Source organism: Massilia sp. CFBP9026 (assembly GCF_034045165.1).
Taxonomy (GTDB): Bacteria; Pseudomonadota; Gammaproteobacteria; order Burkholderiales; family Burkholderiaceae_D; genus Telluria; species Telluria arenae.
On record NZ_JAXCWH010000010.1, the window covers coordinates 70,985 to 97,542 of the forward strand.

The 26,558-nt window shown below is 67.0% G+C and carries 25 protein-coding genes and 1 tRNA gene; 12 read left to right on the forward strand and 14 right to left on the reverse strand.

The features are described from left to right. The first annotated feature begins 35 nt into the window (after positions 1–35). The 3 genes from SOM28_RS21910 (at position 36) to galB (ending at position 5,444) form a co-directional block, all read left to right on the forward strand. Positions 36–236, forward strand: coding sequence for a hypothetical protein (locus SOM28_RS21910; RefSeq protein ID WP_320469438.1), 201 nt, complete (start codon positions 36–38; stop codon positions 234–236). 522 nt (positions 237–758) lie between these two features. Then, positions 759–2,468, forward strand: a complete 1,710-nt coding sequence (locus tag SOM28_RS21915; RefSeq protein ID WP_320469439.1) for a glycoside hydrolase family 43 protein — start codon at positions 759–761, stop codon at positions 2,466–2,468. A gap of 168 nt (positions 2,469–2,636) precedes the next feature. Then, a complete protein-coding gene (gene galB, locus SOM28_RS21920) occupies positions 2,637–5,444 on the forward strand; it encodes a beta-galactosidase GalB (RefSeq protein WP_320469440.1) in 2,808 nt (935 codons plus the stop codon). 14 nt (positions 5,445–5,458) lie between these two features. Here galB and SOM28_RS21925 read toward each other — a convergent pair whose 3' ends face one another. Both SOM28_RS21925 and SOM28_RS21930 read right to left on the reverse strand, forming a co-directional pair. After that, positions 5,459–6,484, reverse strand: a complete 1,026-nt coding sequence (locus SOM28_RS21925; protein WP_320469441.1) for an aldo/keto reductase — start codon at positions 6,482–6,484, stop codon at positions 5,459–5,461. Between the two features lie 95 nt (positions 6,485–6,579). Then, entirely contained in the window at positions 6,580–7,173 is a 594-nt protein-coding gene (locus SOM28_RS21930; protein ID WP_320469442.1) for a CGNR zinc finger domain-containing protein, read from the reverse strand. Between the two features lie 134 nt (positions 7,174–7,307). On the opposite strand from SOM28_RS21930, the gene SOM28_RS21935 reads away from it, so the two are divergent. Continuing rightward, entirely contained in the window at positions 7,308–8,246 is a 939-nt protein-coding gene (locus SOM28_RS21935; RefSeq protein ID WP_320469443.1) for an alpha/beta fold hydrolase, read from the forward strand. A gap of 2 nt (positions 8,247–8,248) precedes the next feature. Here SOM28_RS21935 and SOM28_RS21940 read toward each other — a convergent pair whose 3' ends face one another. Together SOM28_RS21940 and SOM28_RS21945 are read right to left on the reverse strand one after the other, a co-directional pair. Beyond that, the gene (locus tag SOM28_RS21940) at positions 8,249–9,934 is read right to left on the reverse strand and encodes an FAD-dependent oxidoreductase (protein ID WP_320469444.1); all 1,686 of its coding nucleotides are present in this window, start codon (positions 9,932–9,934) and stop codon (positions 8,249–8,251) included. Further along, a complete protein-coding gene (locus tag SOM28_RS21945; RefSeq protein WP_320469445.1) occupies positions 9,931–11,568 on the reverse strand; it encodes an ATP-binding protein in 1,638 nt (545 codons plus the stop codon). Before SOM28_RS21945 ends, SOM28_RS21940 begins: the two co-directional genes overlap by 4 nt. A 111-nt stretch (positions 11,569–11,679) precedes the next feature. Here SOM28_RS21945 and SOM28_RS21950 point away from each other — a divergent pair, with 111 nt between their 5' ends. Continuing rightward, positions 11,680–12,003: an aldehyde dehydrogenase family protein gene (locus SOM28_RS21950; RefSeq protein ID WP_320469446.1), complete on the forward strand. Its 324-nt coding sequence runs from the start codon at positions 11,680–11,682 to the stop codon at positions 12,001–12,003. Between the two features lie 48 nt (positions 12,004–12,051). Here SOM28_RS21950 and SOM28_RS21955 read toward each other — a convergent pair whose 3' ends face one another. Next, positions 12,052–12,510: a DUF2721 domain-containing protein gene (locus tag SOM28_RS21955; protein ID WP_320469447.1), complete on the reverse strand. Its 459-nt coding sequence runs from the start codon at positions 12,508–12,510 to the stop codon at positions 12,052–12,054. A gap of 242 nt (positions 12,511–12,752) precedes the next feature. Between SOM28_RS21955 and SOM28_RS21960 the strand changes: the two genes are divergently transcribed. The 4 genes from SOM28_RS21960 to SOM28_RS21975 are packed head-to-tail and all read left to right on the forward strand — an operon-like array spanning position 12,753 to position 15,811. Continuing rightward, complete coding sequence (locus tag SOM28_RS21960) at positions 12,753–13,757, forward strand: acyl-CoA dehydrogenase family protein (RefSeq protein ID WP_320469448.1); 1,005 nt, start codon at positions 12,753–12,755, stop codon at positions 13,755–13,757. After that, a complete protein-coding gene (locus tag SOM28_RS21965) occupies positions 13,745–14,518 on the forward strand; it encodes a PIG-L deacetylase family protein (protein ID WP_320469449.1) in 774 nt (257 codons plus the stop codon). Before SOM28_RS21960 ends, SOM28_RS21965 begins: the two co-directional genes overlap by 13 nt. Further along, entirely contained in the window at positions 14,511–15,101 is a 591-nt protein-coding gene (locus tag SOM28_RS21970) for a methyltransferase domain-containing protein (protein WP_320469450.1), read from the forward strand. The genes SOM28_RS21965 and SOM28_RS21970 overlap by 8 nt, the downstream gene beginning before the upstream one ends. Then, positions 15,098–15,811, forward strand: coding sequence for a glycosyltransferase family 2 protein (locus SOM28_RS21975; protein ID WP_123071461.1), 714 nt, complete (start codon positions 15,098–15,100; stop codon positions 15,809–15,811). Before SOM28_RS21970 ends, SOM28_RS21975 begins: the two co-directional genes overlap by 4 nt. A gap of 1 nt (position 15,812) precedes the next feature. Here the strand turns inward: SOM28_RS21975 and SOM28_RS21980 are convergent, their stop codons facing one another. The 6 genes from SOM28_RS21980 to SOM28_RS22005 form a co-directional block, all read right to left on the reverse strand. Then, complete coding sequence (locus tag SOM28_RS21980) at positions 15,813–17,417, reverse strand: alpha,alpha-trehalose-phosphate synthase (UDP-forming) (RefSeq protein WP_123071462.1); 1,605 nt, start codon at positions 17,415–17,417, stop codon at positions 15,813–15,815. A gap of 79 nt (positions 17,418–17,496) precedes the next feature. Continuing rightward, a complete protein-coding gene (cyoE, locus tag SOM28_RS21985) occupies positions 17,497–18,426 on the reverse strand; it encodes a heme o synthase (protein WP_320469451.1) in 930 nt (309 codons plus the stop codon). Between the two features lie 125 nt (positions 18,427–18,551). After that, complete coding sequence (locus SOM28_RS21990; RefSeq protein WP_320469452.1) at positions 18,552–19,238, reverse strand: hypothetical protein; 687 nt, start codon at positions 19,236–19,238, stop codon at positions 18,552–18,554. Positions 19,239–19,394: 156 nt separating this feature from the next. Further along, the gene (locus SOM28_RS21995; RefSeq protein ID WP_414675195.1) at positions 19,395–19,868 is read right to left on the reverse strand and encodes a copper chaperone PCu(A)C; all 474 of its coding nucleotides are present in this window, start codon (positions 19,866–19,868) and stop codon (positions 19,395–19,397) included. A 34-nt stretch (positions 19,869–19,902) separates the two neighbouring features. Continuing rightward, positions 19,903–20,517 carry an SCO family protein gene (locus tag SOM28_RS22000; protein ID WP_320469453.1) on the reverse strand — a complete coding sequence of 205 codons (615 nt, stop codon included), beginning with the start codon at positions 20,515–20,517 and terminating at the stop codon, positions 19,903–19,905. A 115-nt stretch (positions 20,518–20,632) separates the two neighbouring features. Beyond that, positions 20,633–20,989: a DUF2946 family protein gene (locus tag SOM28_RS22005; protein WP_147934276.1), complete on the reverse strand. Its 357-nt coding sequence runs from the start codon at positions 20,987–20,989 to the stop codon at positions 20,633–20,635. 396 nt (positions 20,990–21,385) lie between these two features. Between SOM28_RS22005 and SOM28_RS22010 the strand changes: the two genes are divergently transcribed. The 3 genes from SOM28_RS22010 to map all read left to right on the forward strand — a co-directional run bounded on the left by SOM28_RS22010 (position 21,386) and on the right by map (position 25,605). Then, positions 21,386–24,496, forward strand: coding sequence for a di-heme oxidoredictase family protein (locus tag SOM28_RS22010; RefSeq protein WP_320469454.1), 3,111 nt, complete (start codon positions 21,386–21,388; stop codon positions 24,494–24,496). A gap of 126 nt (positions 24,497–24,622) precedes the next feature. Continuing rightward, positions 24,623–24,835 carry a ParD-like family protein gene (locus SOM28_RS22015; RefSeq protein WP_123068662.1) on the forward strand — a complete coding sequence of 71 codons (213 nt, stop codon included), beginning with the start codon at positions 24,623–24,625 and terminating at the stop codon, positions 24,833–24,835. Further along, positions 24,832–25,605, forward strand: a complete 774-nt coding sequence (gene map / locus SOM28_RS22020; RefSeq protein WP_320469455.1) for a type I methionyl aminopeptidase — start codon at positions 24,832–24,834, stop codon at positions 25,603–25,605. Before SOM28_RS22015 ends, map begins: the two co-directional genes overlap by 4 nt. Here the strand turns inward: map and SOM28_RS22025 are convergent. From SOM28_RS22025 to SOM28_RS22035, 3 genes are all read right to left on the reverse strand, one after another. Continuing rightward, positions 25,602–25,988, reverse strand: coding sequence for a DsrE family protein (locus SOM28_RS22025; RefSeq protein ID WP_320469456.1), 387 nt, complete (start codon positions 25,986–25,988; stop codon positions 25,602–25,604). The two genes, map and SOM28_RS22025, sit on opposite strands and share 4 nt — an antisense overlap. Next, a complete protein-coding gene (locus SOM28_RS22030; RefSeq protein WP_320469457.1) occupies positions 25,985–26,494 on the reverse strand; it encodes a glycine cleavage system protein H in 510 nt (169 codons plus the stop codon). Before SOM28_RS22030 ends, SOM28_RS22025 begins: the two co-directional genes overlap by 4 nt. Beyond that, positions 26,454–26,549 (reverse strand) — tRNA-Sec (locus SOM28_RS22035). The genes SOM28_RS22030 and SOM28_RS22035 overlap by 41 nt, the downstream gene beginning before the upstream one ends. Positions 26,550–26,558: the final 9 nt, after the last annotated feature.

Below are 26,558 nucleotides of genomic sequence, written 5' to 3' on the forward strand. Positions count from 1 at the left end.
CCCGTCAATGCTTCAACCTTCATAGGGAGAAATGGATGAACAAGAAATTGGCTACCTTGATGTTTGCAGTTGGGCTCGGCGCCAGCACTTCGGTCTTTGCCTGGCAGGACGTCGACGCGTGCGTGCGTGGCTGCGGCCAGGTCCTGACCCGCTGCCTGGAATTCAGCACTAACGCCGCGGAGTCGGCTCAATGCCTGCAAGAGTTCAATGAGTGCCGGGACTGGTGCGGCTTCTAAAGTCACCTATCGAGACATGCCGCCCACAGGGGCGGCATTTTCTGACCACATGATGGTCGACCCATTTAGCAGTGGCTGGCAAGAGAACTACCCGGATCCTGTCAAGCAGATTCCGGTGGAATGAAAGCCGACAGCTTCACCTAACTGAACTCCCGCAGCAAGGCGCCCGCCGGCTGCGCCACCTCGAGCGCACCATTGATCGCCTGCCAATGCCCTTCTTGGCTAATCGCTTCGATGGTTGACTACTATCCCTTGGTTGCTATTGTGCATATTGTTATTTCATTCGCAGTCAGCGGTTTCGAATATATTTTTTGTTTCGATTTCAAGAGTTGGTTAGTTACGTTTTAAGGCAAGAGATAAGTGTCACAGCGGACGCAGCAGGATCTTGGTCGTCCTTCCCCACGCAAAGATTATTGCAGTCCGATATTTATTGAACGACAATGATTGCGCAATCAATTTATGGTAATGCTGTTCCCCGTCCTACTTGCCGCAACCGCGCGGGTTCACTTTTTCAAGGTCTTCATGATTTCTCTACGTACCCTTGCAGGCATCGCATCGTTAGCCGGACTGGCAGCCTGCTCGACCACTGACAGCCAAACCGCCGTCGGCAGCGCACCGGCAGGCCCCGGCCTCTTCGAGCGCTTCAGCTACGAAGGACGATCGCAGGAAACCGCAACGCCAACCGCCACCCAATACCGCAACCCGATCCTGTCCGGCTACTACCCTGACCCTTCCGTGCTGCGCGTAGAGGACGACTATTACCTGATCAACTCGTCGTTCACCAACTTCCCCGGCCTGCCGCTATTCCATTCGCGCGACCTGAGCACCTGGACGCAGATCGCCAACGTGATCACCCGCCCCTCGCAGGCGAACTTCCAGGGTCTGGGCTCGTCGCGCGGCATCTACGCCCCCGACATCTCGCACCACAAGGGCGTCTTCTACGTGGTCACCACCTGCGTCGATTGCGGCGGCAATATGGTCATGACGGCGACCAGGCCCGAAGGCCCGTGGTCCGAACCCGTCAAGCTGGCCTTCGGCGGCATCGATCCTTCGCTGTTCTGGGATACGGACGGCAAGGTTTACCTGGTCGGCAACGACGCGCCCGCCGAGAAGCCGCGCTACGACGGCCACCGCGCCATCTGGGTCCAGGAATTCGACCCGGCCGCGCTGGCAGTCAAGGGCGAACGCACGCTGCTGGTCAACGGCGGCGTCGACATCGCGGCCGAACCGAGCTGGATCGAAGGCCCCCATATCTTCCGCCGCGGCGCCTACTATTACCTGATCGCGGCCGAGGGTGGCACCGGCGACAACCACTCGCAGGTCGTATTCCGCTCGAACAGCGTGCGCGGCCCGTTCACGCCCTACGCGCACAATCCGATCCTCAGCCAGCGCAAGCTCGATCCGGCGCGCCCGAATCCGGTGACCTCGGCCGGCCACGCCAAGTTCGTCCAGGCCCCGAATGGGCAATGGTGGGCGACCTTCCTGGCCACCCGCCCCTACCGCGACGGCATGTACAACATCGGCCGCGAAACCTTCCTGCTGCCGGTCACCTGGAAAGACGACTGGCCGACGGTACTCGAGGACGGCAAGCCGATTCCCTTCGTCGCCGACCGGCCGGCGCTGCCGGCGCAGGCGCGCCCGGCCCTGCCGCTCTCCGGTGACTTCGCCTATGTCGACGAGTTCGACGGCGCGCGCCTGTCCGGCGCCTGGATCGGCGTGCGCACGCCGGCGGCGCCGTTCCACCGGCTGGAGGCGGGCCGCCTGGTGCTGGAGCCGCGCGGCCGGCTCGGTGACCTGGACGCCACGCCGGCCTTCCTCGCACGCCGCCAGCAGCACCATGTCGCCACGGTCAGCACCAGCCTGCGCTTCCGCCCGACCCGCGAAGGCGACCGCGCCGGACTGGTGGCCTACCAGAGCGACGCGTCGCACCTGTTCTACGGAGTGACCCGGGTCGGCCAGCGCGACGTTCTGGCCCTGACCGTGCGCGCCAAGTCCGACACCGACCGCGTGCTGGCCAGCGTACCGTTGGACGGCGAAGCGATCGACCTCGAGATCCGCGCCGACGGTGGCCGCATGGACTTCTTCTACACTGTCGGCGGCGTGCGGCGCGAGCTTCGCGCCGTGGTCGATGCAACCTTCCTGTCGACCAGCAAGGCCGGCGGATTCACCGGCACGATCATCGGCCCCTACGTCTGGCGCGCCGGCGCGAAGGGCGCGGCTTCGCCGTATTGACGAGGTCGCGGTCTCGTGGCCGCGGCTTGACGCGCGGCCAAAGTTATTCCTAACAAATTTGTTATGCGCTACCATTTTAAGTTAAGCAATGGTACGCTTACCGAACAACGTGTCTGAAGCATAACAATATCGATAGGAGGAGACTTGGAACAACATCCGCCAACAATCATGGCAGGCAGTCCCGCGCCCCGCGCGTTGACGACTGCCTGCCTGCTGGCCGCTGCGCTAGGCGCAACGCTGGCGACGGCGCCGGCTGCCGCGCAGCAGGCGACTCAAGCATCCGCACCCGCAGCGCAATCCGAAGGCCGCCAGCGCATCGACTTCAACGACGGCTGGCGCTTCACCCTGGGCGACCCGGGCGGCGACTCGACGCCCTACCTGTACGATGTACGCCCCGAGGTCAAGAAGTCGGCCGACGGCAAGGACGCCGATGCCAGGCCCGACCAGGCGGTACAGGTCGAGCGTAGCGGCGTGGCCCTGCTCAAGCCATGGATACTCCCGAGCGGCAATGCCTTCATCAAGGATCCGGCGCGCCGCCATGCCCGACCGGCCTCCGATCCATCCATCGATGCACCATTCGCGCGCCTGGGCTTCGACGACAGCGCCTGGACCCAGGTGCGCCTGCCGCACGATTGGGCGATCGCCGGCCCCTTCCTGGAAACCGGGCCGTATGGCGGCATGGGCCGCCTCAAGACCTGGGGCCCGGCGTGGTACCGCAAGACGCTCGAGCTGAGCGCGGCCGACCGCGGCAAGCAGATCTACCTCGACATCGACGGCGCCATGGCCTATGCCAGCGTCTGGGTCAACGGCCGCCTGGCCGGCGGCTGGCCGTATGGCTACAACTCCTTCCGCATCGACCTCACCCCTTACGTGACGCCGGGGGCCAGCAACCAGGTGGCGATCCGCCTCGACAACACGGCCGAATCGGCGCGCTGGTATCCGGGCGCGGGCCTGTACCGCAACGTCTGGATCACCAAGACGGCGCCGCTGCACGTCGGCCAGTGGGGCGTGCAGGTCACGACGCCGCAGGTGTCGAAGGAATCGGCCCAGGTGGCCTGGCGCGTCACCCTCGACAACAAGGGCGCCGCACCGGTCAAGGCCGACGTCGTCACCGAGCTGCTCGTGCTCGACGCCCAGGGCAAGCCGACCGGCAAGCCGGTGGCAACCGTGACGTCTGCTCCAGCGACCGTCGCGCCGGGCGCCAGCGCCAGCGTGGACGGCACGGCGACGCTGGCCCAGCCGCGCCTGTGGGGTCCATTGCCCACCCAGCAACCCCACCGCTACCTGGCCGTGACCACGGTGCGCCAGGATGGCCGCATCGTTGACCGCGTCGAGACGCCGTTCGGCATCCGCACGCTGCGCTTCGACGGCAAGGAGGGCGTGTTCGTCAACGGCGAGAAGATCGTCCTGCGCGGCGTAAACAACCACCACGACCTCGGCGCGCTCGGCGCAGCGTTCAATGTGCGCGCGGCCGAACGTCAGCTCGAACTGCTGCAGGTGATGGGGACCAACGCCCTGCGCATGGCCCATAATCCGCCCGACCCGCAGCTCCTGGCCCTGACCGACCGCATGGGCATCCTGGTGGTGAACGAGGTGTTCGACTCCTGGCAGCGCAAGAAGACGCCGCTCGACTTCCACCTGATCTTCGACGACTGGCACGAGCAAGATTTACGCTCGATGATCCGGCGCGACCGCAACCACCCGTCGATCATCATGTGGAGCATCGGCAACGAGGTCGGCGAGCAATACACCGACAAGGAAGGCGCTGCGCTCGCGCGCCGCCTGCACGGCATCTCGCGCGATGAAGACCCGACCCGCCCGACCACCCTGTCCATGAACTACGCCAAGCCGCACATGCCGCTGCCGGCCGAGGTGGACATCATCAGCCTGAACTACCAGGGCGAAGGCATCCGCCAGGATCCGGAGTTCGAGGGCACCGACCGCATCCGCACGCCGCCGCAGTATCCGGGCTTTCATCAGGCGTTCCCGGACAAGGTGATCCTCACCAGCGAATCGGCGTCGGCCTTCAGTAGCCGCGGCGTCTATTTCTTCCCTGTCCATCCCACCGACAGCTCGATCGTGCGCGACGGTCGCGGCGGCGACTCGAAGCTGCAGCAAGTGAGTTCGTACGAGCTGTATGCCGTCGATTTCGGTTCGTCGGCCGACAAGGTATTCGCCTCGCTCGACCGCCATCCCTATGTGGCCGGCGAATTCGTCTGGACCGGCTTCGACTACCTGGGCGAACCGACCCCATACTACGGCGCGCGCAGCTCCTACACCGGCATCCTCGACCTGGCCGGCTTCAAGAAGGACCGCTTCTGGCTGTACCAGTCGCGCTGGCGTCCGGACCTCAAGATGGCCCACATCCTGCCGCACTGGACCTGGCCGGAACGGGTTGGCCAGGTCACGCCGGTGCACGTGTTCACCTCGGGCGACGAGGCCGAGCTGTTCGTCAACGGTAAATCGCAGGGCCGCAAGAAGAAGGCGCCGTTCACCTATCGCCTGCGCTGGGACGACGTGAAATACGAGCCGGGCGAGGTCCGCGTGGTCAGCTACAAGGCCGGCAAGGAATGGGCGCGTGCCTCGGTGAAAACGGCAGGCGAAGCGGCGTCGCTGCAGGCCAGCGCCGACCGCGCGACGATCGATGGCGATGGCCGCGACCTGTCCTTCGTCACCGTGCGCATCGCCGACAAGGCAGGCGTCGATGTGCCGCGCAGCATGCAGCGGGTGCGCTTCACGGTCGAAGGCCCGGGCGAGCTGGTGGCCACCGACAACGGCGACCCGACCAGCTTCGAGCCGTTCCCCTCGGCCGAACGCGCCGCCTTCAACGGCATGGTGCTCGCCATCGTGCGCGCCAAGCCGGGCGCCAGCGGTCCGATCACGGTGCGGGCCACGGCCGCTGGTCTGGCGCCGGCGTCGGTGACGCTACAAGCAAGGCCGGCGGACAAGGCGATCACGACCCACCAGCGGCCGTAATCGCCGTCCTGGCGTCAACCCGCTTTGGCGTCGACCGGCAACGGTGCGTCGGGCGCCACCAGCCCTTCTTCTCGCAGCGCATGCCAGAAGGCGGGCGGGATGGCGGCCTGCAGCGCCAGCTGGTCTTCGGCCACCCGCTCTGGGCGGCTGGCGCCCGGGATCACCGCCGCCACCGCCGGATTGGCCAGCGCGAACTGCAGCCCGGCCGCCTTGATCGGCACCCCATGGCGCTCGGCCACTGCCTGCAGCCGCGCCACCCGGGCCAGGATCTCGGGTGAGGCCGGCTGGTATTCGAAATGCGTGCCGCCCACCAGCACACCCGAGCTGTACGGACCGCCGACCACGATTTCCACTCCGCGTTTCAGCGCCGCCGGCATCAGGCGCTGCAAGGCGCGTGCGTGGTCCAGCAGCGTATAGCGTCCGGCCAGCAGGAAGCCGTCCGGGCGTGCCTCTTCGAGATCGAGCGTCAGCTCGCACGGCTCGACCCGGTTCACGCCCAGGCCCCAGGCCTTGATCACGCCCTCGTCGCGCAGCCGGTCCAGGACCCGGAAGGCACCGGTGCGGGCCTGCTCGAAGTGCGACAGCCAGGCGTCGCCGTAGAAATCCTGGGCGATGTCGTGGACCCAGACGATCTCGAGCCTGTCGGTGCGCAGCCGCTTGAGGCTATCCTCGATCGAGCGCAGCGTGGCGTCGGCCGAGTAATCGTTGACGATGCGGTTCGGCCGGCCGTGCTCGAACAGGCCGCCCTTGTCGCCCAGTTCGCGCGAAGCCGGGTCCTCGACTTCGTCCAGGATCAGGCGCCCCACCTTGGTACTCAGCACGTACTCGTCGCGCGGGTACTTCGCCAGCAGCTCGCCCAGGCGGATCTCGGACAGGCCGGCCCCGTAGAACGGCGCCGTATCGAAATAGCGCGTACCTTCGCGCCAGGCAGCGTCAATGGTGTCGGCCGCCTCCTGCTCGGGGATCTTGCGGAACATATTGCCAAGCGGGGCCGTGCCGAAACCCAGCGGATTGCTTGGCAGCTTGTCTTTCAGGCTCATGATTGCTCCTCGTTGTCGTCGATGCTCCGGTGGATGATGGCAAGGTCCGGCCGCTGAGTCTAGTAAATGGTGGTCAATTCGGATGGTCAAATCGTTCAGGCCGCAGAACGGGTCCGCTTACGGAACTCGGCCGCCTTATGCCGGTTGCCGCACAGCGCCATGCTGCACCAACGCCGGCGATGCGATTTGGTGCGGTCATAGAACCACAGCACGCAATCGGGGTGCTCGCACTGGCGCACATACTCGAACTGCCCGTTGGCCAGCAGGTCCGCTACCGACTCGGCCACCTGGCCCAGCGCCTGTTGCGGCGACGGCGCGGGAAGCCGGCGCTCGAGCCGGGGGCCGTCCTCGTTCCACTCGAGCACTGGCGTCGACTGCATCATCGCCAGGTAACGGTTGATCCGCTCCGGATTACCCCGCTCGCCCTGCTTGCGCCGCTCGACCAGCTCGCGTGCGATCCTCCTCAGCTCCTTGGCGTCCTGCAACAGGGCATCCCCTGCCGTCCGGTCGCTCGCTGGGCCGACATCGATGCCACAGCGCGCCAGCCAGCGCAGCACATCATCCCCGCTGCGCCAGAAATCGACGTACAGCTCGCCGCTGCCTGCTTCGGTATTGAGCAGGTCGAGCGCCGGATGATCGGCCACCAGCAGCGGTTCGGTCAGGGCGGCTTCCTGTGTGTTCTCAAGCATGGTCTTCCTTTCGCAATAACCATCAACATTATACTTGAACGGTTACTGAAAGCGTGCCATACTGGACTCATAACCACTTACAAGCATTATTAAGGGTTACTTCATAAGCCAATACTTCATACTGGGAGTTCATCATGAAAAGCATTCTGAAACCAATCCTCATGGCGGCCGCGATCGGGAGCGCAGGCTCGGTCCAGGCTGTGGAACAGCCGCCCGCCGTGCGCTACGACACGGTCCAGGTCAAGGGCGTCGACGTGTTCTACCGCGAAGCAGGCCCGAAGGACGCGCCCGCCGTCCTGCTCCTGCACGGCTTCGGCGCCTCGTCGCACATGTTCCGCGACCTGATCCCGCAACTGGCCACCGGCTACCGTGTGATCGCACCCGACCTGCCGGGCTTCGGCCTGACGCGCGCCGACCAGTCGTTCAAGTACACCTTCGACAACCTGGCGGACGTAATCGATGCCTTCACCACCGCCAAAGGCCTGCAGCGCTATGCGATCTATGTGTTCGACTACGGCGCGCCGGTCGGCTGGCGCCTGGCGGTGCGCCACCCTGAAAAGATCACGGCGATCGTGAGCCAGAACGGCAATGCCTACGAAGAAGGCCTGAGCCCCGGCTGGGCGCCGATGCGGGCCGCCTGGGCCGACCCGACTCCGGCCAACCGGGAAGCCCTGCGCAAATTCAATACCCTGGACATGCTCAAGTGGCAATACGTCGAGGGCGTGAAGGACACGTCAACCGTCGCGCCCGACGGCTACCTGCTGGCCCACGAGGCGATCGAGCGCATCGGCGTCGATCCGCAAATGGACCTGCTGGTGGACTACGGCCAGAACATCAAGCAGTACGGCCAGCTGCACGCCTTCTTCCGCCAGTACCAGCCGCCGACGCTTGCCATCTGGGGCAAGAACGATCCCTTCTTTTTGCCGCCCGGCGCCGAGGCCTTCAAACGCGACAATCCGAAGGCGGAGGTGCGCTTCCTGGACACCGGCCACTTCGCGATCGAGACCCACGGCCCCGAGATTGCGCAAGCGATGCGCAGCTTCCTGGATCGCCACCTGGGCGCGCGCAAGTAGATCTAGGCACCGGCTTCGCCAAGATACTGGTGAATCTGGGCGACGACGGCCGCCCCTTCCCCCACCGCGGCCGCCACCCGCTTGGTCGAGCCGGCGCGCACGTCGCCGATCGCGAACACCCCGGGCATGCTGGTTTCCAGCATCTTGCGCGGTTTATCTGCAGCGACGGTAACGTCGCTGCCGGTACAGATAAACCCGTTGCGGTCGACCTCGATGTCGCTGCCATGCAGCCAGCCGGTGTTCGGATCGGCGCCGATGAACAGGAATACGTGGCGGATGTCATATTCTGTCTCCAGCCCGCTGCGCAGGTCGCGCACCTGCACCCGCTCGAGGCCTTTGTCGGTATCGACCAGCCCCGCGATCTCGGCGCAGGTATGCAGCGAAATATTGGGGGTGGCCGCGATGCGCTCGATCAGGTAGTTCGACATCGTCGCCGCCAGGCCGTCGCGCCGCACCAGCACGTGCACCCGGGCCGCATGCCCGGCCAGGAACACCGCCGCCTGGCCGGCCGAGTTGCCGCCGCCCACCAGGATCACCTCATGCCCCTTGCACAGGCGCGTCTCGAGCGACGAGGCCCAGTAATACACACCGCGTCCCTCGAGCCGCTTCAGGTTGGCCAGCGAGGGCCTCCGGTATCGCGCGCCGCAGGCCAGCACCACGCTACGCGCACGCACCGTGCCAAGGCCCTCGCACAAGGTCATGCGCAGCTGGTCTGAATCCCGATCCAGGCAGGTCGCCGACGCCGGAATCGCCACCTCGACGCCGAACTTCTCGGCCTGCACATAGGCGCGACCGGTCAGCGCCCCGCCCGAGATCCCGGTCGGAAAACCCAGGTAGTTCTCGATGCGGGCACTGGCTGCCGCCTGGCCGCCATACGAGAAAGTCTCGAGCACCACTACCGATAGACCTTCCGATGCCGCATACACGGCGGTGGCCAGGCCGGCCGGTCCGCCGCCGACCACCGCCACGTCCCAGACTTTTCCGGGATCGCATTCCTGCAGCAGGCCGATGCAGCGGCCCAGCTCGGCCAGCGAGGGGTTGCGTTTGGGTTCGCTGCCAGGGCAGAACACCAGCGGCCAGTCGTCCGGCCCCGGCCGCAGCCCTTCGGCCAGCGCCGCGGCGGCCGGGTCGTGCTCAGGATCGTGCAGGCTGTAGGGATGGGCGTTGGACGACAGGAAGCGCTCGAGGTCACGGATGCCGGGGTGGCCATGCGGCGCAACGATCACCGGCCCGCCCGAGTTCCTCTGCATCAGGATCACGCGGCGCAAGATGAGGGAGCGCACAATGCGCTCGCCCAGCTCGGCCTGCGCAACCAGCAACATGCGCAGCGACTCGGACGATAGCGCCAGCGTCTCGAGTTCGCCCACGGCCCAGCCGTCTTCCATCGCCGGACGCCCGGCCAGTTGTCCCTCCTCGCCGCTGAACTGGCCGGGGCCCAGCAGCGCCATCGCCTCGTTCACGCCGAGCCCGTCATGGCGCCGCAGCAGCAGCTGGCCACGCAGGATGAACAGGATGGCGGGCCTGGCCTGGCCGGCCGCGAACACGGCTGCGCCGTCGCGGTAGCGCTGCTGCGTGCCGAACTGGCGCACGTGCTCCAGGTCGGCCTCGTCCAGCACGGGATAGATCTGGTGGCGCCGCTTCTCCAGGTTCGGGGTGGGCAGCGGCGCCAGGATGGGCGTAGCGCTCATGGCGTGGCCCGCGGCACGGCGATGCCGTCGTTCGCGCGCAGGCCGATGCGCGCGGGGCGGCCGGGGATGCCGCCGGACCTGGCCAGCAGCGGCGGACTGGCGCCAACCCGAACATCGTCCAGCGCGGATTCCAGCCGGGCCAGGCGCCGGCGCATCTCCGGCGCTTCGCCATCGGCCTCCAGCTTGTCGAGCGCATAGGCGCGGGTGGCGCCGAACAGGCGGTACAGCACCACCGCCCCGTGCGGGTCGGCCGCCAGCAGCGACTTCTCGACCAGGTTCGCCACGCCGTCGACGACCTGGCAGCCAGTGAGCGCGCCGCCGGCCATCAGCATCGTCGCGGCGTCCAGGGTGAAGGGGCCCGAGAAGACCGACAGCGCGCGCAGGATCAGGCGTTCGTCCTCGGGCAGGAAGTCATAGCTCCAGTCGAGCGCCGCCGCCAGGGTGCGGTGGCGCCGCAGCAGGGTGTGGCGTCCGCGCGCCAGCAGGCGGTAGCGCTCGTCGAGCCGGGCCGCCAGTTCGCGCGCACCGAGCGCATCCAGGCGCGTGGCCGCCAGCTCGATCGCCAGCGCCAGGCCTTCCAGGCGGCGGCAGATCTCGGCCACTGCCGGCGCATCGGCATCGTCGAGGCGATAGCCGCCCCGGCATTCGGCCGCGCGCTCGACGAACAGCCGCACTGCCCCGAACGCCAGCGCCTGGCTGGCCGACAGGGACGCCGCGCCCGGCGCGCTCGCCGGAGGACAGGCGAGCGGCGCCAGCCGGTGCACGCCCTCGCCGCCGACACGCAGCGGCTCGCGGCTGGTCGCGAGCACGCTCACACCGGGCGCGTGCGCCGCGATCAGCTCGGCCAGCAGCGCGCTCGCTTCCAGCACGTGTTCACAGCTGTCCAGCACCAGCAGCAGGTGCTCGCCCGCCAGGCCGGCCAGCAGCGCCGGCACCGGGTCGCCGGGACCGAGTTCCAGGCCCAGGGCCGCCGCCAGCGCCTGCGCCACGCATTGCGCATCGCGCGCCGGCGCCAGATCGACGAAACAGATGCGGCGTCCCTGGCGCTGCAGCGCCGCCTCGGCGACGGCCAGCGCCACGGTCGTCTTGCCGATGCCGCCCGGACCGACGACGGTCACGATGCGGCGCTGCCCCAGGGCGCCGAGCAGGCTGGTCACGGCGTCGGCGCGGCCGATGGCGCGCGTACCCGTCGCCGGCAGATTGTGCATGGGGACGCCTGTGCACCGCGGTCGCGGCTGATGCTGCGGCGCATGCAGGGCCAGGCTGACCGGGGCCACGAAGCGGTAGCCCCGCCCGGTGACGGTGGCCACGTAGTCGGTGGCCGGTTCGCCGCATGCGCGCTGGCCCTGGTCCAGGGCCCGGCGCAGCGCCGACAGCTGGACCTTGAGATTGCTGTCCTCGACCACGCTCCGGGGCCATGCGCGGGCGATCAGTTCCTGCTTGGTGACCACCTCTCCGGCCCGCTCGGTCAGCACCGCGAGGATCTCCAGCGCCCGGCTGCCGACCCGCACCGGCGTGTCGCCGCATGTCAGCCGCTGGCGCGCCGGCACGAAGCGGAAAGGTCCAAACAGGTATTCGCGCTCGATGTCGTTAGGCGCCGCGCCCGGCATTCCGTGATTGGGTTCCATATCCATAAGAGACTCCGGAGTGACCATGCCTGTCCAGTAAGTTTGCGTCTTTTCCGGTAAAAGTCACACCATTTTTTTACCTTTTCCGCTTGACCACAATTTACTTTTTTACCATATATGCGGCTGCTAGGCTGGAACACGTCTGCGCTTGATCAGCTGGCCGGCCTGGTCGAGGAACGCGCCGAGGAGCTGGCGCGCATCCTGGTCAAGGAGATGGGCAAGCGCATCTCGGAAGCGCGGGCCGAGGTGCAGATCACCGCCGCCATCGCCCGCTACTACGCCGAGAATGGCGAAAAATTCCTGGCCTCGCACAAGCTCGACACGTCCAAGGGCGACACCTGGATCGAATACCACGCGCTGGGCGTGATCGTCGCCGTCGAGCAGCCGGACGACGTCGACATCAATGAGATCGTGCTGCGGCCGACAGCCCAGGAATTCTGAACGCGCAGTTCCCTCCTGGCTGGCCTTGCGCGCCGGCCAATCTTTCTCCTATCCCGCAGTCGCCCCACAGCCGTCCAGCACCTTCAGCTGTTGCGCGCGCATGAAGCTGCAGCAGATCAGGATCTCCCGCATCAAATAGACGAAGGCGACGATCAGCGCCAGCATGCCGCCCACGAAGCACAGGGCGATGTACTGGTCGAGCGGCAGGTCGGTGGTGTCTCCCAGGAAAAGCATAGCGATCACGACGCAGATCAGCAGCCCGCAAGCGGTGCTGGCCGTGATGCCGACGTTGATCAGGCGCGCACGGTAGTACAGGCTGAGCAGCTCGCCCACGCATTCGTTTTCGGGATTGACCTTCAGGCGGTCTTCCAGCACCCGGCTGCGGTCGATCAGGCGGCCCAGGCGGTTGGTCAGCACGATCAGCATCGTGCCCACCCCGGCCAGCAGGAACACCGGCGCGATCGCGAGCTGGATGGCTTCACCGATGTCGCTGAGCTGGAGGTTCATGGGAACGACGTGAGGACAGACATGCTGCAAGTGTAGCAGCAGAGCATGCGAGGTCGCGCTTCGCCTCTTCCTTATGGCGGAGCAGGCATGCCAACCATCGTTATCGCAACTCCAGGAATATCATTTCCCCGCGCACGCTTGAGCACCTGCCGGACGAGCTAACTCTTATGCAAATGATAAGATGAAATTTTTGTAAGACAGTTGCCATGTACTCCGAAATGTCCTCCACTCGGGAGCCCCTCGTGGCGCTCCTGCGCACCGCGCTGTCCTCCCTGCAGGATGCGGCGCCAGCGACCGCATTGAAGCGGCTCGCCGCACTTCGCCTGGACCGCCTGCCCCTGCCCGGCCACGGCGCCACGCTCGATCGCTGGCGCGCGCTGGCCGCCGTCGGCGCCCACGACCTGGCGCTCGCCAAGCTGTTCGAAGGACATACCGACGCCCTGGCCATCCTCCATGAGGCGGGAGTCCACGGCGGCGCCGACGACGCGCTTTGGGCCACCTGGTGCGCCGAGCCGCCCGATGCGCGCCTGGCGCTGTCGCCCGGCAGCGATGGTGGGATGCGCCTGGACGGGCGCAAAGCCTGGTGCTCGGGGGCGCGCGACGTGACTCACGCGGTGGTGAGCTGCTGGCGTCCGGACGGCGCTGCGATGCTGGCGGCGGTCGACCTGCGCCAGGCCGGCGTCACGGTCACCGATGACGGCTGGAACGCCGTCGGCATGGCGGCCAGCGGCAGCGTCGACGTACGCTTCGATAGCGTCCAGGCCCGGGGGCTGGGCGGCCCGGGCTTTTATGTCGAACGCGCCGGTTTCTGGCATGGCGGCGCGGGCGTCGCAGCCTGCTGGTTCGGCGCCGCGACCCGTCTCGCCGAGGCTTTGCGCAAACGCGTGGCCGGACGCGGCGATCCCCACCGCCTCGCGCAACTGGGCGGGGCGGCGGTGGCGCTGCAGGGGAGCGCGGCGCTGATGCGCGAAGCCGCGGCGCGGATCGACGGCTCGCCGCAAATCAAGGCCATGGGCGATGCGCTGTCGGTACGCCTGAGCGTCGAGGCCAGTGCCGGCGTGGTGCTGGCCGCGGCCGGACGCGCGCTGGGCGCCGGTCCGCTGTGCAAGGACGCGGCGCTGGCGCGGCTTTACGCCGACCTGCCGGTCTTCATGCGCCAGAGCCACGCCGAACGCGACCTGGAAGCGCTCGGGCGCCTGGTGAGCGAATCAGACAATGAGTCGGGAGCAGCGCCATGGACACTGTAGCGCGCTCGCGCCATATCGCCGGCGCCGGCACCACGGCCGCGGCCTGGCGCCTCGCTTCGGAGCTGGCGACGGCGCCGTCCACGGCCCTCGATCTGCTCGTACCGCCCGGCACGCGGGTCGTCGTGGTCGCGCCGCATCCGGACGACGAGATCCTCGCCTGCGGCGCCTTGCTGTACATGCTGGCGCAGCGGGGCGACGCGCCGCTGGTGGTCGCCGTTACCGATGGCGAAGCGAGCCACCCCGGCTCGCGCGACTGGCCGCCGGCGCGCCTGCGCGCGCAGCGCAGTCACGAGACCGTGGCCGCGCTGGCCTGCCTGGGCCTGGCGCAGCCGCGCATCGAGCGGCTCGGCATTCCCGATGGCGGTGTCGAGGCGGCCGAGCAGGTACTGGCCACGCGCCTGGGCGCGCTGCTGCGACCGGGCGACCTGCTGATCACCACCTGGGACCACGACGGCCACCCGGATCACGAGGCCACGGCGCGCGCCTGCGTTGCTGCAACGCGTGAGCATGACGCCCGCCTGCTCCAGGCGCCGGTATGGGGCTGGCACTGGAGCGCACCGGGCGATGGGGCGATGCCCTGGTCGCACGCCCGCAAGCTCGCGCTGCCGGCCGATGCACTCGAGCGCAAGCGCGCCGCGCTGGCCTGCTTCACCAGCCAGGTCGAGGGCGACGCCAGCACCGGCGCTGCCCCGATCCTGCCGGCTTTCGCCATAGAGCGCGTACTCCACCCCTTCGAACTGTTCTTCGACTGCCATGACTGACACCCGCCTGCGCCACTTCGAGGCGCTGTACAGCGCCAGCGACGATCCCTGGAACGTGCGTGGCGCCTGGTACGAGCAGCGCAAGCGCGCCATCCTCCTGGCCAGCCTGGCCAAGCCGCACTACCGCAATGCCTTCGAACCCGGTTGCGGCAATGGCGCCTCGAGCGCCGCGCTCGCGCCGCGCTGCGAGCGCCTGCTGGCCAGCGACGGTGCGGCCGCCGCACTGGATGCGGCGCGCAGGGATGTGCCGCCAGCGCTGGCCGGCGCTATACGGTTCGAGCAGCGCCGGCTTCCTGACGACTGGCCCGATGGCGAGACCTTCGATCTGATCGTCATCAGCGAGCTGGCTTATTATTTTCCGCTGCCAGAAGCCACCGCGCTGCTGGCCCGCGCCGCCGCCGGCCTCGCGCCCGACGGCGAGCTGGTGATGTGCCATTACCTGCACGACTTCGACGATCGCGCTTGCAGTACGGAGGCGCTGCACCGGGCCGCCGGCGATATTCCGGGCCTGCGGCGGCGCATGGTTCATCATGACCAGGATTTCGTGCTGGAGACCTGGTCAGCGCATGGAGGCCACCCATGATCGGCGTCGCCATTCCCGCCCACGACGAGGAAGCCTACCTCGACGCCTGCCTGCACGCTCTACTGCGCGCGGCGTGCCATCCGGCGCTGGCGGGAGAGGAAGTGCGGGTCTGCGTCGTGCTCGATGCCTGCAGCGACCGCTCGCTGGACGTCGTCGCCACCCATGAGGCGCTATTCGACGCGGCAGGTTGCCACCTGGAGTGGCGCGAAATCTCGGCGCGCCAGGTCGGCGCCGCGCGCGCCGCCGGAGCACGGCGCCTGCTGGAGCATGGCGTGCGCTGGCTGGCGTTCACCGATGCCGACACCTGCGTCGCGCCCGGCTGGCTGGCCGCGCAGATCGCGCTTGATGCCGATGTGGTGTGCGGATCGGTCGGCGTCGAGGACTGGTCGGCGCATGGCGAACAGTCCTCCGTGCTGTGCGAGCGATTCAGGGGCGACTACCAGGACCGCGACGGCCATCGCCACATCCACGGGGCGAACCTTGGCGTGAGCGCCGAGGCCTATCTGGCGGCAGGCGGATTCGCCTGCGTCGGCTGCCACGAAGACGTGCTGCTGGTACGGGCACTGGAAGGCATTGGCGCCCGTTTCGCCTGGAGCGCGCAACCCAGGGTCGTCACCAGCGCCCGCATCGACGCGCGGGCGCGCGGCGGATTTGGCGACACGCTGCGGGCATTGGCCATTGGCCTGCTGCCCGTCAACGCCGCTCCCTAGCCTAGGCGGCCCACTGACCGAGACGGGCCAGCTCCGGGCGCGCCGTACGGCCCGCCGCGACGCGCATGCCGTCGCCCAGCAGGCGTGCCGCCCAGCCGAACACCGTGTTCTGGCTCACCACGGCGCGCAGCGCGCGCATGCGGTCCGTCTGCTCCTGCGGCGGCGTGTCCAGCGCGCGGCCGATGGCGCGGGCGATGCCGCCGATGTCGCGCGGCTCGACCAGCAAGGCCTGCTCCAGCTCGGCCGCAGCGCCCGCCTGGCGGCTGAGCACCAGCACACCGCGCAAGTCGTTGCGCGCCGCTACGAATTCCTTGGCCACCAGGTTCATCCCGTCGTGCAGGCTCGTGACCAGGCACACGTCGCTGGCACGGTAGCAGTCGGTGACGGTGGCCGCATTGGCGCTGGCCGCGTGCAGCACGACCGGCTGCCAGGTGTCGTTGCCGAAGCGGGCATTGATCCTCGCGGTCAGCGCCTTCACCTGGCGCGAGATTTCCTGATAGGCCGGCAAGGCGCCGCGGCATGGCGCGCCGATCTGCAGCAGGCTCACCTGGCCCAGCAGTTCCGGGCGCTCCTCCAGCAGCAGTTCGAAGGCCTGCAGCCGCTCCGGAATGCCCTTGGTGTAATCCATGCGATCGACGCCGACCAGCAGGCGCACTCCTGGCGCAATGCCGAAACGGCGCCGGACGTCGTCACCCAGGCCGGGCGCCGGCAGCTCCTGGCGGCCGGGCCAGGCAATCGAGATCGGATAGGCATCGACGTGGGCGGCGCCGACGCCGTGCGCGCAGGCGGCGCGCGCCAGCTTGAAATTGTCCCGGTCGGCCGGGGTCTGCAAGCCAACCACCGTGCTGGCCAGCAGGCCGGCCATCACCTGTTCGCGCCATGGCAGGCGCGCCAGGCGTTGCGGCGCCGGGAACGGAATGTGCCAGAACAGCACGATGACGGCATCCGGCAGGCGCTCGCGCACCATCTGCGGCACCAGCGCCAGGTGGTAATCCTGGACCAGCACCACCGGACGCGCAGTCGCGGCTTCGGCCACCACCGCCTCGGCGAAGCGGCGGTTGACCCGCACATAATGCTCCCAGTCGGCGGCGCGGAAGGTCGGCTCGACGTCGGTGCGGTGGCACAGCGGCCACAGGCCCTCGTTGGACAGGCCCTCGTAATAGCCAGCCACTTCGTCCTCGTCCAGCCACAGGCGTCGCAGGCGGTACGGTGCGTCGAGATGTTCCTTGCGCACGTGATCATGCTCGTCGCAAGTGGCGCGGTCGGCATCGCCGCTGCCGTGGGCTATCCAGCAGCCGCCTTCCTTGGCTAGCACGGCTTCGAGCGCCGTGACCAGGCCGCCGGCGGGGCGCTGGGCGATGACGCCGTCGGGCGTATGGGAATGGATGCAAGGGGCGCGGTTCGAGACGACGATCAGGTCGTCGCCGCAGCCCAGTTGTTCGAGCAGACGGGCCAGGTCGGTGCTGTCGCGCACGTCGGCCGGGGTGAGCAGGCTGCGCTCGTGGCGGCGGCGATCCGCGGGCAGCCCGTCTGGAAGATGCGTCGGTAGATGCGCTGGATTGCCGCGCACCCGCGTGGTGGGGTGGGTTTGGTATCTCGCTGTCATGCAAACAGCTTAATATATTAACGTTTCGCCCCACCGTGCGCCAACGTACTCAAACTGACAATTTATCTCGCGGCAACAATCAAGGCGCGATGTAGTGGTCCAGCAGCAGCGCCGCGAACAGCAGCGCCAGGTACATGATCGACCAGGCGAAGGATTTGCGGGCGATCTGGTCGCTGTAGCGCTTGTGCACCAGCCAGCCGTAGCGCAGGAACACCGCGTTCAGCGCACAGGCCGCCACCAGATACACCACCCCGCTCATGCCCACCGCCCACGGCAGCGCGGTGCCGGCCGCCAGCGCCAGGCTGTAGCGCCACACCTGCAGGCCGGTATGCGCCATGCCGTGGGTGACGGGCAGCATCGGCAGGCCCGAACGCGCGTAATCGTCGCGGCGGTACATCGCCAGCGCCCAGAAGTGCGGCGGCGTCCACAAGAAAATGATCAAGACCAGCAGCCAGGCTTCCATCGGCACGGCATTGGCGACCGCGGCCCAGCCCAGCGCCGGCGGCATGGCGCCGGCGAAGCCGCCGATCACGATGTTCTGCGAGGTGTTCGGCTTGAGCAGCAGCGTATAGATGAAGGCATAGCCGACGAAGGTGGCCAGCGTCAGCCACATCGTCAGTGGATTGACCCGGGTATACAGGAGCGCGGCGCCGGCGCCGCCCAGCACCAGCGAAAACACGACGGTTTGCAGCGGGCCCAGGCTGCCGCTGGCGGTCGCGCGGCGCGCGGTGCGCGCCATGCGGGCATCGATTCGCGCTTCGAGCAGGCAATTGACTGCGAACGCGGCGCCGGCCAGCAGCCAGATGCCGACGCCGCTGTACAGCAGCACGCCCCAACCGGGGAAACCGTCGCTGGCCAGCAGACTGCCGATGACAGCGCAGAACACGGTCAGCATCGTGACCCGCGGCTTGGTCAGCGCCCAGTACTGAGACCAGTAGCGGGCCAGGCCGGCAGCGGTGCCGTCGCCCGGCCCCGCCGTTTCTAAATCTACAACTTTAACGTTCGACATGATCGCTCGACCGCGGTGCGAAGATGGCGGTCCTTACCCAAAACCCGACATCCTAGAGGAAATCGCGGTGCAGACATACGGGCAAAATGTCCCAGTTGCCGTATATGCTATGGAATTTGGGCTAATTAGCCTGCTTCTTCGGACGCGACCGCCCGCGCACGCACGATTCCGGGGATGCGCTTCCGTGGCATTTGATGCATGAAAACCACATGCTGGGCCATGCAGAGCGCGACATAGGCCAGCAGCTCGCACAATTCCTCGAACGCCTGGGCGCTGAGGATCACCCTGTCGAGATGACAGGACATATGGCCTTCGGCGCAGGTCGACCCCATGGCGCCCGCCAGCATGACGATCAGGACTACCCAGGGTACTCGCCGGGCGAACGCGGCCCGCAGCGGGCCGTCGATCCGGTGGTACACGGCACTGATCAGCAGCGCCGCCAGCAGCACGGCGACGGCGGGCCGGACCAGGGGCTGGAACCACAGCGCCATCCCGGCCATGGTGTCGGCGGCGGAGGAATGGTCAGGCAACCATGCCCTGCCCCAGCTGAGCTCACGCCCGGCCAGCAGCAGCCAGACCGGCGCGACCCACAGCGCCAGCATGGCGACGCGCGCCGGACGGGAGCGCACATACGTCAGGAGCGCCAGCACGCAGCCGGCGCACAGCACCAGCACCTGCAGGCTTTCCAGCGGGCCGCCCTCACGCGCCCAGGCGGCGGGCAGCACCAGACTGGCCGGATAGCAGGCGGCCAGCGCCGCCAGCAGCGCCCATTCGCCGCGGCCATCCGGCAACCATGAAGGACTTTGTCGCATATCCGCTCCAATCGCATGAGGCCGCCGTTCCCCTTGTCGGGAACCTGTCGGCAATCAGGCGATTGTACGGAACGGCTCCATGCGCACGATTGGTTTTACACGAAACTACCACCAATGGTTGTTGTTTCCACGTTAACCATCGTACCCGACGCCTCTTCAGTGTCCGGCGTGGGCCGGCTTGGCGGCGCTGTTCAGGGCTTTCACGGGCGCCTGGATCTCGACCCGCTCGCGCTTGCCGTCCTTGCCCTCGAAGACCAGGGTGAACGGCACGGTATCGCCCTCCTTCACCTGGGCTTTCAGGTTCATCATCATGATGTGATAGCCGCCCGGCTTGAGTTCCACCGTCTTGCCGGCCGGCAGATCGACCGACTGCACCTGGCGCATGCGCATGACGTCGCCCTGCATCGCCATCTCGTGCACTTCGACCGTCGGGGTCAGCGGCGAGCTGGCCGACACGAACTTGCTGTCCTTGGCCGCTTGCAGCTGCATGAAGGCGCCGGTCGCCTTTTGTTGCGGAACGGTGGCGCGCACCCAGACGTCCTTGACGCTGACATTGGCCTGGGCCTGGGCCGAACTAGCGACGGCAGCCAGCATGGCAGCGGCAGCGACGGTGCGGATGAAATGGTTCATGGTGTTCTCCTTGAATGATCTAAATAGGTGCAAGTCAGGCGGCATGCAGCAGCTTGCGCACGTCGGCAGCGTACTCGATCGCCGACTGGCTGTGCGAAAGTTTCAGGCGCAGCTTGCCCTTGGTGTCGAAGGCATAGGTGACCGAGGTATGGTCGATGGTGTAGGAATCGCCGGTCGGCACCTTCTGGTAGATGACCTTGAATTCCTTCGCGGTCTCGGCCAGGCGCTCCTGGTCGCCGTACAGGGCGAGGAAGGTCGGATCGAAGGCGGCCGTATAGGCGTTCAGGACCTCGGGCGTGTCACGCTCCGGGTCGACGCTGACGAACAGCACCTGCAGGCGATCGCCGTCCGGTCCCAGCAGGGTCTTGACCTCGGCCGCGCGCGCCAGCGCCGTCGGGCACACGTCCGGGCATTGGGTGAAGCCGAAGAACACCAGCACGACCTTGTCCTTGAAGTCGGCCAGCGTGCGTTCCTGGCCGCTGGGATCCTTGAGGCGGAAATCGCGGCCGAAATCGGCGCCGGTGATGTCGGTGCCGTTGAAACTGACCGAACTGCCCATGCTGCAGCCGGCCAGGGCGCCCAGTGCGAGGGCCGCGCCGGACAGCACGAAGGCGCGCCGCGAGGCGATGCTTGAAACTCGTTGACTCATCTTGCTACTCCTGGATACTTCCCGATGAGCGCGCGGCGTGCGGACGCAAACCCCATGGGCCGCCCCGCGCCGCGCGCGTAAAGACTGCGCCGGCGGTGTGGCCGGCTTGAAGAGATCAGGAGTGCGCGGGCGGCCCGCGTGGCGGCAGCGGTGCACCGGCCGTGGCGGCGACGTGGAAGGCGGCGGGCACGAGCACCGCCGCGGTCGCCGGCAGCGGCGGCGGGACGCACGGGGCCGTCGGCAGCGGCGGCACGGCGGCGGGCAGGCACAGCGGGCAGTCGAGGGTATGCCCCTTGGCGTGCACGGCGGCCCCGTCGCGATCGACGAGGACGACCTTGACGCCGCCCTCGGAACACACCAGCGCCATCGCGGCCGGCTGCACCATGGGGGCGGCACTGGCGGCGCCCAAGGTGAGGACGAACCAGGCCAGGACCAATCGGACCAGCATCGACGATGTGCGCAAGATGTGCATGACCTTCGATTATTGGTGATGACCTCCACTCCCGTCAACGCCAAAAGCTGCATCCAAAAGCTCTTCCATTGTGTAGATCATGACGCATGCCCTTGACACGTATTGACGAGCCGGATATCTTAACGTTAAAAGTTGCCTTAGAGCAATTCACCCTTGGTATCAAGGGGGGAGGTACGAGAACTCGGCCACAGGCACGCGGAAATAGCAAGACCTGCACGGTGCGGACGGCGGCTGCCGCCGGTGCAGGATCCCAATCAAAAATTGATAACCAAGGAGTATCAAATGAACCTACTGCCTCGCGGGCAGTCTTCAGGCCGCAACCGCATGCCCGGCCTGCCCCTCGCGCTCATGATGTTGCTTGCCGGTTGCGGCGGTGGCGGAGATGGCGATTCGCCCATGTCTTCCATGCAAAGTGCCAGCAAGAGCCTGTTCCGCGCCTTTTCCGGCGCGGCCGAGCAGCCTGAAGCCCCGCTTACCCCGATCAAGGCGACCGCGACATCGCGCGAGCGCGGCGATCTCGACGCCCAGTACGCCATCGACGGCGACCGCAATACACGCTGGGGTAGCGAATTCACCGATAAACAGCACTTCACCCTCGAATTCGCCGAAAGCGCGGTGATCACGCGCGTGCGCATCGACTGGGAGAACGCGCACGCCCGCGACTACGAGCTGCAGGTGTCCGAGGACGGCGACAGCTGGACCACGATCAAGACCGTCAACGATAGCCAGGGCGGCGTCGAGGACCTGACCGGCCTGAACGGCCAGGGCAAGTACCTGCGAGTCAACGGACTCAAACGCGCCGGGCAGTATGGCTACTCGATCCTGGAAATCCAGGCCTTTACCGGCACCCCGGCCGAACCTGGCACGCCGCCGACCACGCCCGACCCGGAGATCCCGATCGACCTGAGCAAGCCTGGCGTCATCGTCAAGCCGGCCGGCGCGGTATCGTCGGAGCCGGAAAACGGCGGCCTGTCGGCCAGCATGGCGATCGACGGCAAGCTCAACACGCGCTGGGCCAGCAAGCCGAAGGAAGACAATGGCTGGATCCAGTTCGACTTCGCCTCGCCCACCCCGATCGGCTACATGAAGCTGCACTGGGAAAACTCGTATGCCAAGGAATACTCGCTGTCGACCTCGAACGACGGCAAGACCTGGACCGAGCTGCGCGTCGTCAGCGACGGCAAGGGTAAGGAAGAGGAATTCTTCAACCTGAACGCGGTCGCCAAGCACGTGCGCCTGCAGGGCCTGCGGCGCGCCACCGACTACGGATACTCGCTGTGGGAAGTCGAGTTCAAGACCCCGGGCAGCGACAATACCGTGCCCGAGGCGCCGACCTCGGCCGTGGCCTTCCCGGCCAACGGCAATGGCTTGACCCCGCTGCCAGGTTCGAACGAAGCGCTCGAATCGCTGCAGTTCACCCTCGCCGACGGCACCCTGGTCACGCGCTTTGGTGCGCGCGGCAAGGCGCGCCATGGCCGCGAGCGCGGCGAGGAGTGGAACGAGATCGGTTCGCCATACCCGAACCAGACGGTCGATCCGGCCACCGGCCAGGCGGTCGACAAGGGACCGGGCAATCACCTGACCTTCGTGCCGCTGTATTACAAGAACCGCACCTGGGGCGTCGAGATCATCGACCGCAGCCGCGTGCCGAACAACACCAGGCCGGTGCTGACCGTCAACCAGTACACCACGGTGCCTTTCCTGAGCGGCGGCGTGGCGTTCTTCCGTGGCTTCGACCAGCCGAACTCCACCGGCTACGGCTGGATGGCGCCAGGCCAGCTGGTTAACGACCAGATCAAGGTCTGCCCGACTACGCCTTATCCGCGCAATAACACCTTGTTCAACCCGAACCTGGCCAACGGCGACTGCACCCTGCAGCTGTGGAACTATCCGGGCCATACCGCCCTCAATTCGGATGGCTTCCCGAACGGCACCCACGTTCCCGCACGGCGTCTCGTGGCGGGCGACGTGATCGAGGTCTCGCCGTCGTACTTCACCACCCAGGCGGCGCTGTCGGCCCTCGGCGACACCGGCAACATCCGCTACTACTCGACCGAGTGGACGTATGTGGTCGGCGAAGGCCTGCGTCCATGGTATGGCGTGCAACCGCGCCTGATGAACGCCCCGCTGCCGTTCGAAACCTTGTCTGGCGGCATCGGCTCGGTCTCGTACAACTATAGCGACAATGGCGCGTTCATGTTCCAGCAGCCGTACAACAACGTCGGCATGCAGAATATGCAGCGCTTCGTCGAAGGCCGCCGCCTGCTGCATACCAGCTTCAGTACAGGCGAGCATAACGAGTCGGGCAACGAGAAATACCAGGCGGTGGTCGGACTGCAAGGCAAGACCTTCGGCCAGGAGACCTGCGTGGCCTGCCATGCGAACAATGGCCGCAGCCCGGCCCCGGTCGACAAGCGTCGCCTGGACTCGATGAGCGTGCGGGTCGCTACCATCGGCACCGACGGCGCGCAACTGCCGCATTCGGTGTATGGCGCGACGGTGCAGATGAACGCCCTGTCCAGCGCCGGCACTCCGCAGAACTGGGGCACCGGCGTGCGGGTCGACGGCTTCGAGACCAAGACGGTCGCGCTGGCCGACGGCACGGTCGTCACCTTGAGCAAACCGAAGCTCAAGTTCGACGGTCCGACCCCATCCGTGGTGTCGCTGCGCTCGGCCCAGCCGATGATCGGCGTCGGCCTGCTGGAGGCCGTGCCTGAAGCCGACATCCTGGCGCGCGTGCGCACCACGCCGGACCAGGATGGCGTCAAGGGCACCGCCAACTTCGTGTTCAACCCCGAAACCGGCGCGGTCCAGCTGGGCCGCTTCGGCTGGAAGGCATCGAAGGCCACGCTGCGTCACCAGACCGCCAGCGCGCTGCTGCAGGACATGTCGGTGACCTCGCCGGTCTACCCTAGCCTGAGCTGCGACAACAACCCGGCCGGTTGCGCCACGGCGCCGAAACAGCGCGGCATCTCGGAGACCGACCTGACCAAGATCTCGCACTACCTGGCCCTGCTCGCGGTGCCGGCGCAGCGCAGCCTGGCCAGCGGCTTCCCGAAAGGCGTCGCGCCGATCAAGGAACTGGACGTCGACACGGTCAAGGTGGCGGCCGGCGCCAAGCTGTTCGAAGCGATGCGCTGCGTGGCCTGCCACACGCCGTCGATGAAGACCGGTTCGAACCACCTGTTCGCGGAACTGCGTGACCAGACCATCCGTCCGTACTCCGACCTGCTGCTGCACGATATGGGTCCGGAACTCGCCGACGGCTACACCGAAGGCCAGGCCGGCGGCGGCATGTGGCGCACCCCGACGCTGTGGGGTATCGGCCTCTCCGAAGCGGTCATGGACAAGGAAGGCAAGGTCGGCTACCTGCACGACGGCCGGGCGCGCAACCTGACCGAAGCCATCATGTGGCACGGCGGCGAAGCGGCCGCCGCCCGCAACCGCTTTGCCAAGCTGAACAAGGCCCAGCGTGACGAGTTGATGGCGTTCCTGCGCTCGCTGTAAGCGTAGTACGACTATCGTGAATGGCGCCGGGAGTGATCCCGGCGCCATTTTTCATTTCCACGCCAGACTTGACGCGATATATGGAACGTATACAATCAATATACAAATCATATACGGAGTATCCCCATGGGCATCGTCAACATCGAAGACGACCTGCACGACCAGGTCCGCCTTGCCACCAAAGTCTCGTGCCGCTCGATCAACGCGCAAGCCGCGTTCTGGATCAAGATCGGCATGCTGTGCGAGACCAATCCCACCCTCAGCTTCAACGAGATCGTGCAGCGCGAGCTGGCCGCCGCCGGCGTATCGGCGCCACCCCTCACCCTGAGCGCGGCATGACCAAGCAACCGCATGAGCTGGCGCTGATGGCCGAATCCGGGCGCCTGCTGGCCTCCGTGTTCGGGATGCTCGACAAGCTGTCCCTGGCCGGCATGACGACCCTCGAGGTCGACACGCTCGTCGAACACTTCATCGTCGACGAACTCGGCGCACGGCCGGCCAGCAAGGGCCAGTACGAATACGGTTTCGTGCTCAACTCGTCGATCAACCATGTGGTCTGCCACGGCGTACCGTCGACGACCGACGTGTTGAAGGACGGCGACATCGTGAACTTCGACATCACGCTCGAAAAGAACGGCTATATCGCCGACTCCAGCAAGACCTATCTGGTCGGCGATGTCGACCTGGCCGCGCGCCGGCTGGTGCAGACCACCTACGAGGCAATGTGGAAAGGCATCCGCGCGGTGCGGCCCGGCGCCACCCTGGGCGACGTCGGCCACGCGATCGAGCGCCACGCCAAACGCAATGGCTGTTCGGTCGTGCGCGAATACTGCGGCCATGGCATCGGCCGCGAGATGCACGAGGAACCGCAGGTGCTGCACTTCGGGTCGAAAGGCGCGGGTCTCAAGCTGCGCGAGGGCATGGTGTTCACCATCGAGCCCATGCTCAATCGGGGTGGGCGCAGCGTGCGCACCGAGGACGATGGCTGGACCGTCGTGACGCGCGACGGGTCCTTGTCGGCGCAGTTCGAGCACACGGTGGCCGTCACGTCCAGCGGTGTCGCGGTGCTGACCCTGCGTCCCGAAGAACGCGCGATGGTCGCGCTCTAGAACACCAGCATGCGCCAGCCAGGCGCGCTGCCCTGCTCGACGAAGGACACCATGCCTTCGACGCCGGCGCAGTGCGGCGCGAGTGCCGAACGATCGGCGCCGCTGGCGTGCAGCGCCTGGGTGCAGGCGCGGATCTCCACGCCCAGATCGACGCTTGCCTCCAGGTGACGTGAGATCGGCCACTGCTCGGCGCCGAAGCCGGTCAGGCGCGCCGCATTCTGGGCCAGCAGCCATTGCACCGACTGGCTCGAGAACAGCATCTTGACCCGCATATCGAGCGCCGCCGCGGCTTGCGCGGTCATGAAGGGGGTGGCGAGCAACTCTGGCCGTGACAGGTCGCAGGACCAGACCAGGATGGCCAGCCCGCGCTCCTGCGTGCTCACGGCTTGATCCAGTCGTCGGTCGGCTCGAGCCGCATGCGGCGCTCGGCCTGTTCGGCAAGCAGGGCGCCATGCGCCAGCCGGGCGCGGTCGCCCTCCCAGTCGCTGGCCTGGATCACACAGATCCAGCCCTTGCCGTACGGGTCCTGGTTGATGAGTTCGGGCTTGTCTTCAAGCGCCTCGTTGATCTCGACCACGGTGCCGGAGACCGGCGTCTTGATCGTCACCACCGTCTTGCTCAGCTCGACCACACCCATGGTCTTGCCCTGCTCGAGCTCGTTGCCGACCGACTTCGGCCGGCACATATAGAAATAATTACCGCTGATCTTGACGCCGAAGGCGCTGACGCCGACCTGCATGCGGCCGTCGCCCAGGTCGCGGCACCACATATCGTTCTCCAGATCGAAATAGCAGTCGTCCGGATAATCGAAGCCGAGGATGATCATGGTAGCCAGGGGAATAAAGTCATGGCGGAAGGATGCGGGAGTCGAACCCACCCGGCGACGCATGGCGCCACCAACTGGGTTTGAAGCCCAGCCGCCCCACCAGGGACGATTTCCTTCCGAAGAGCCC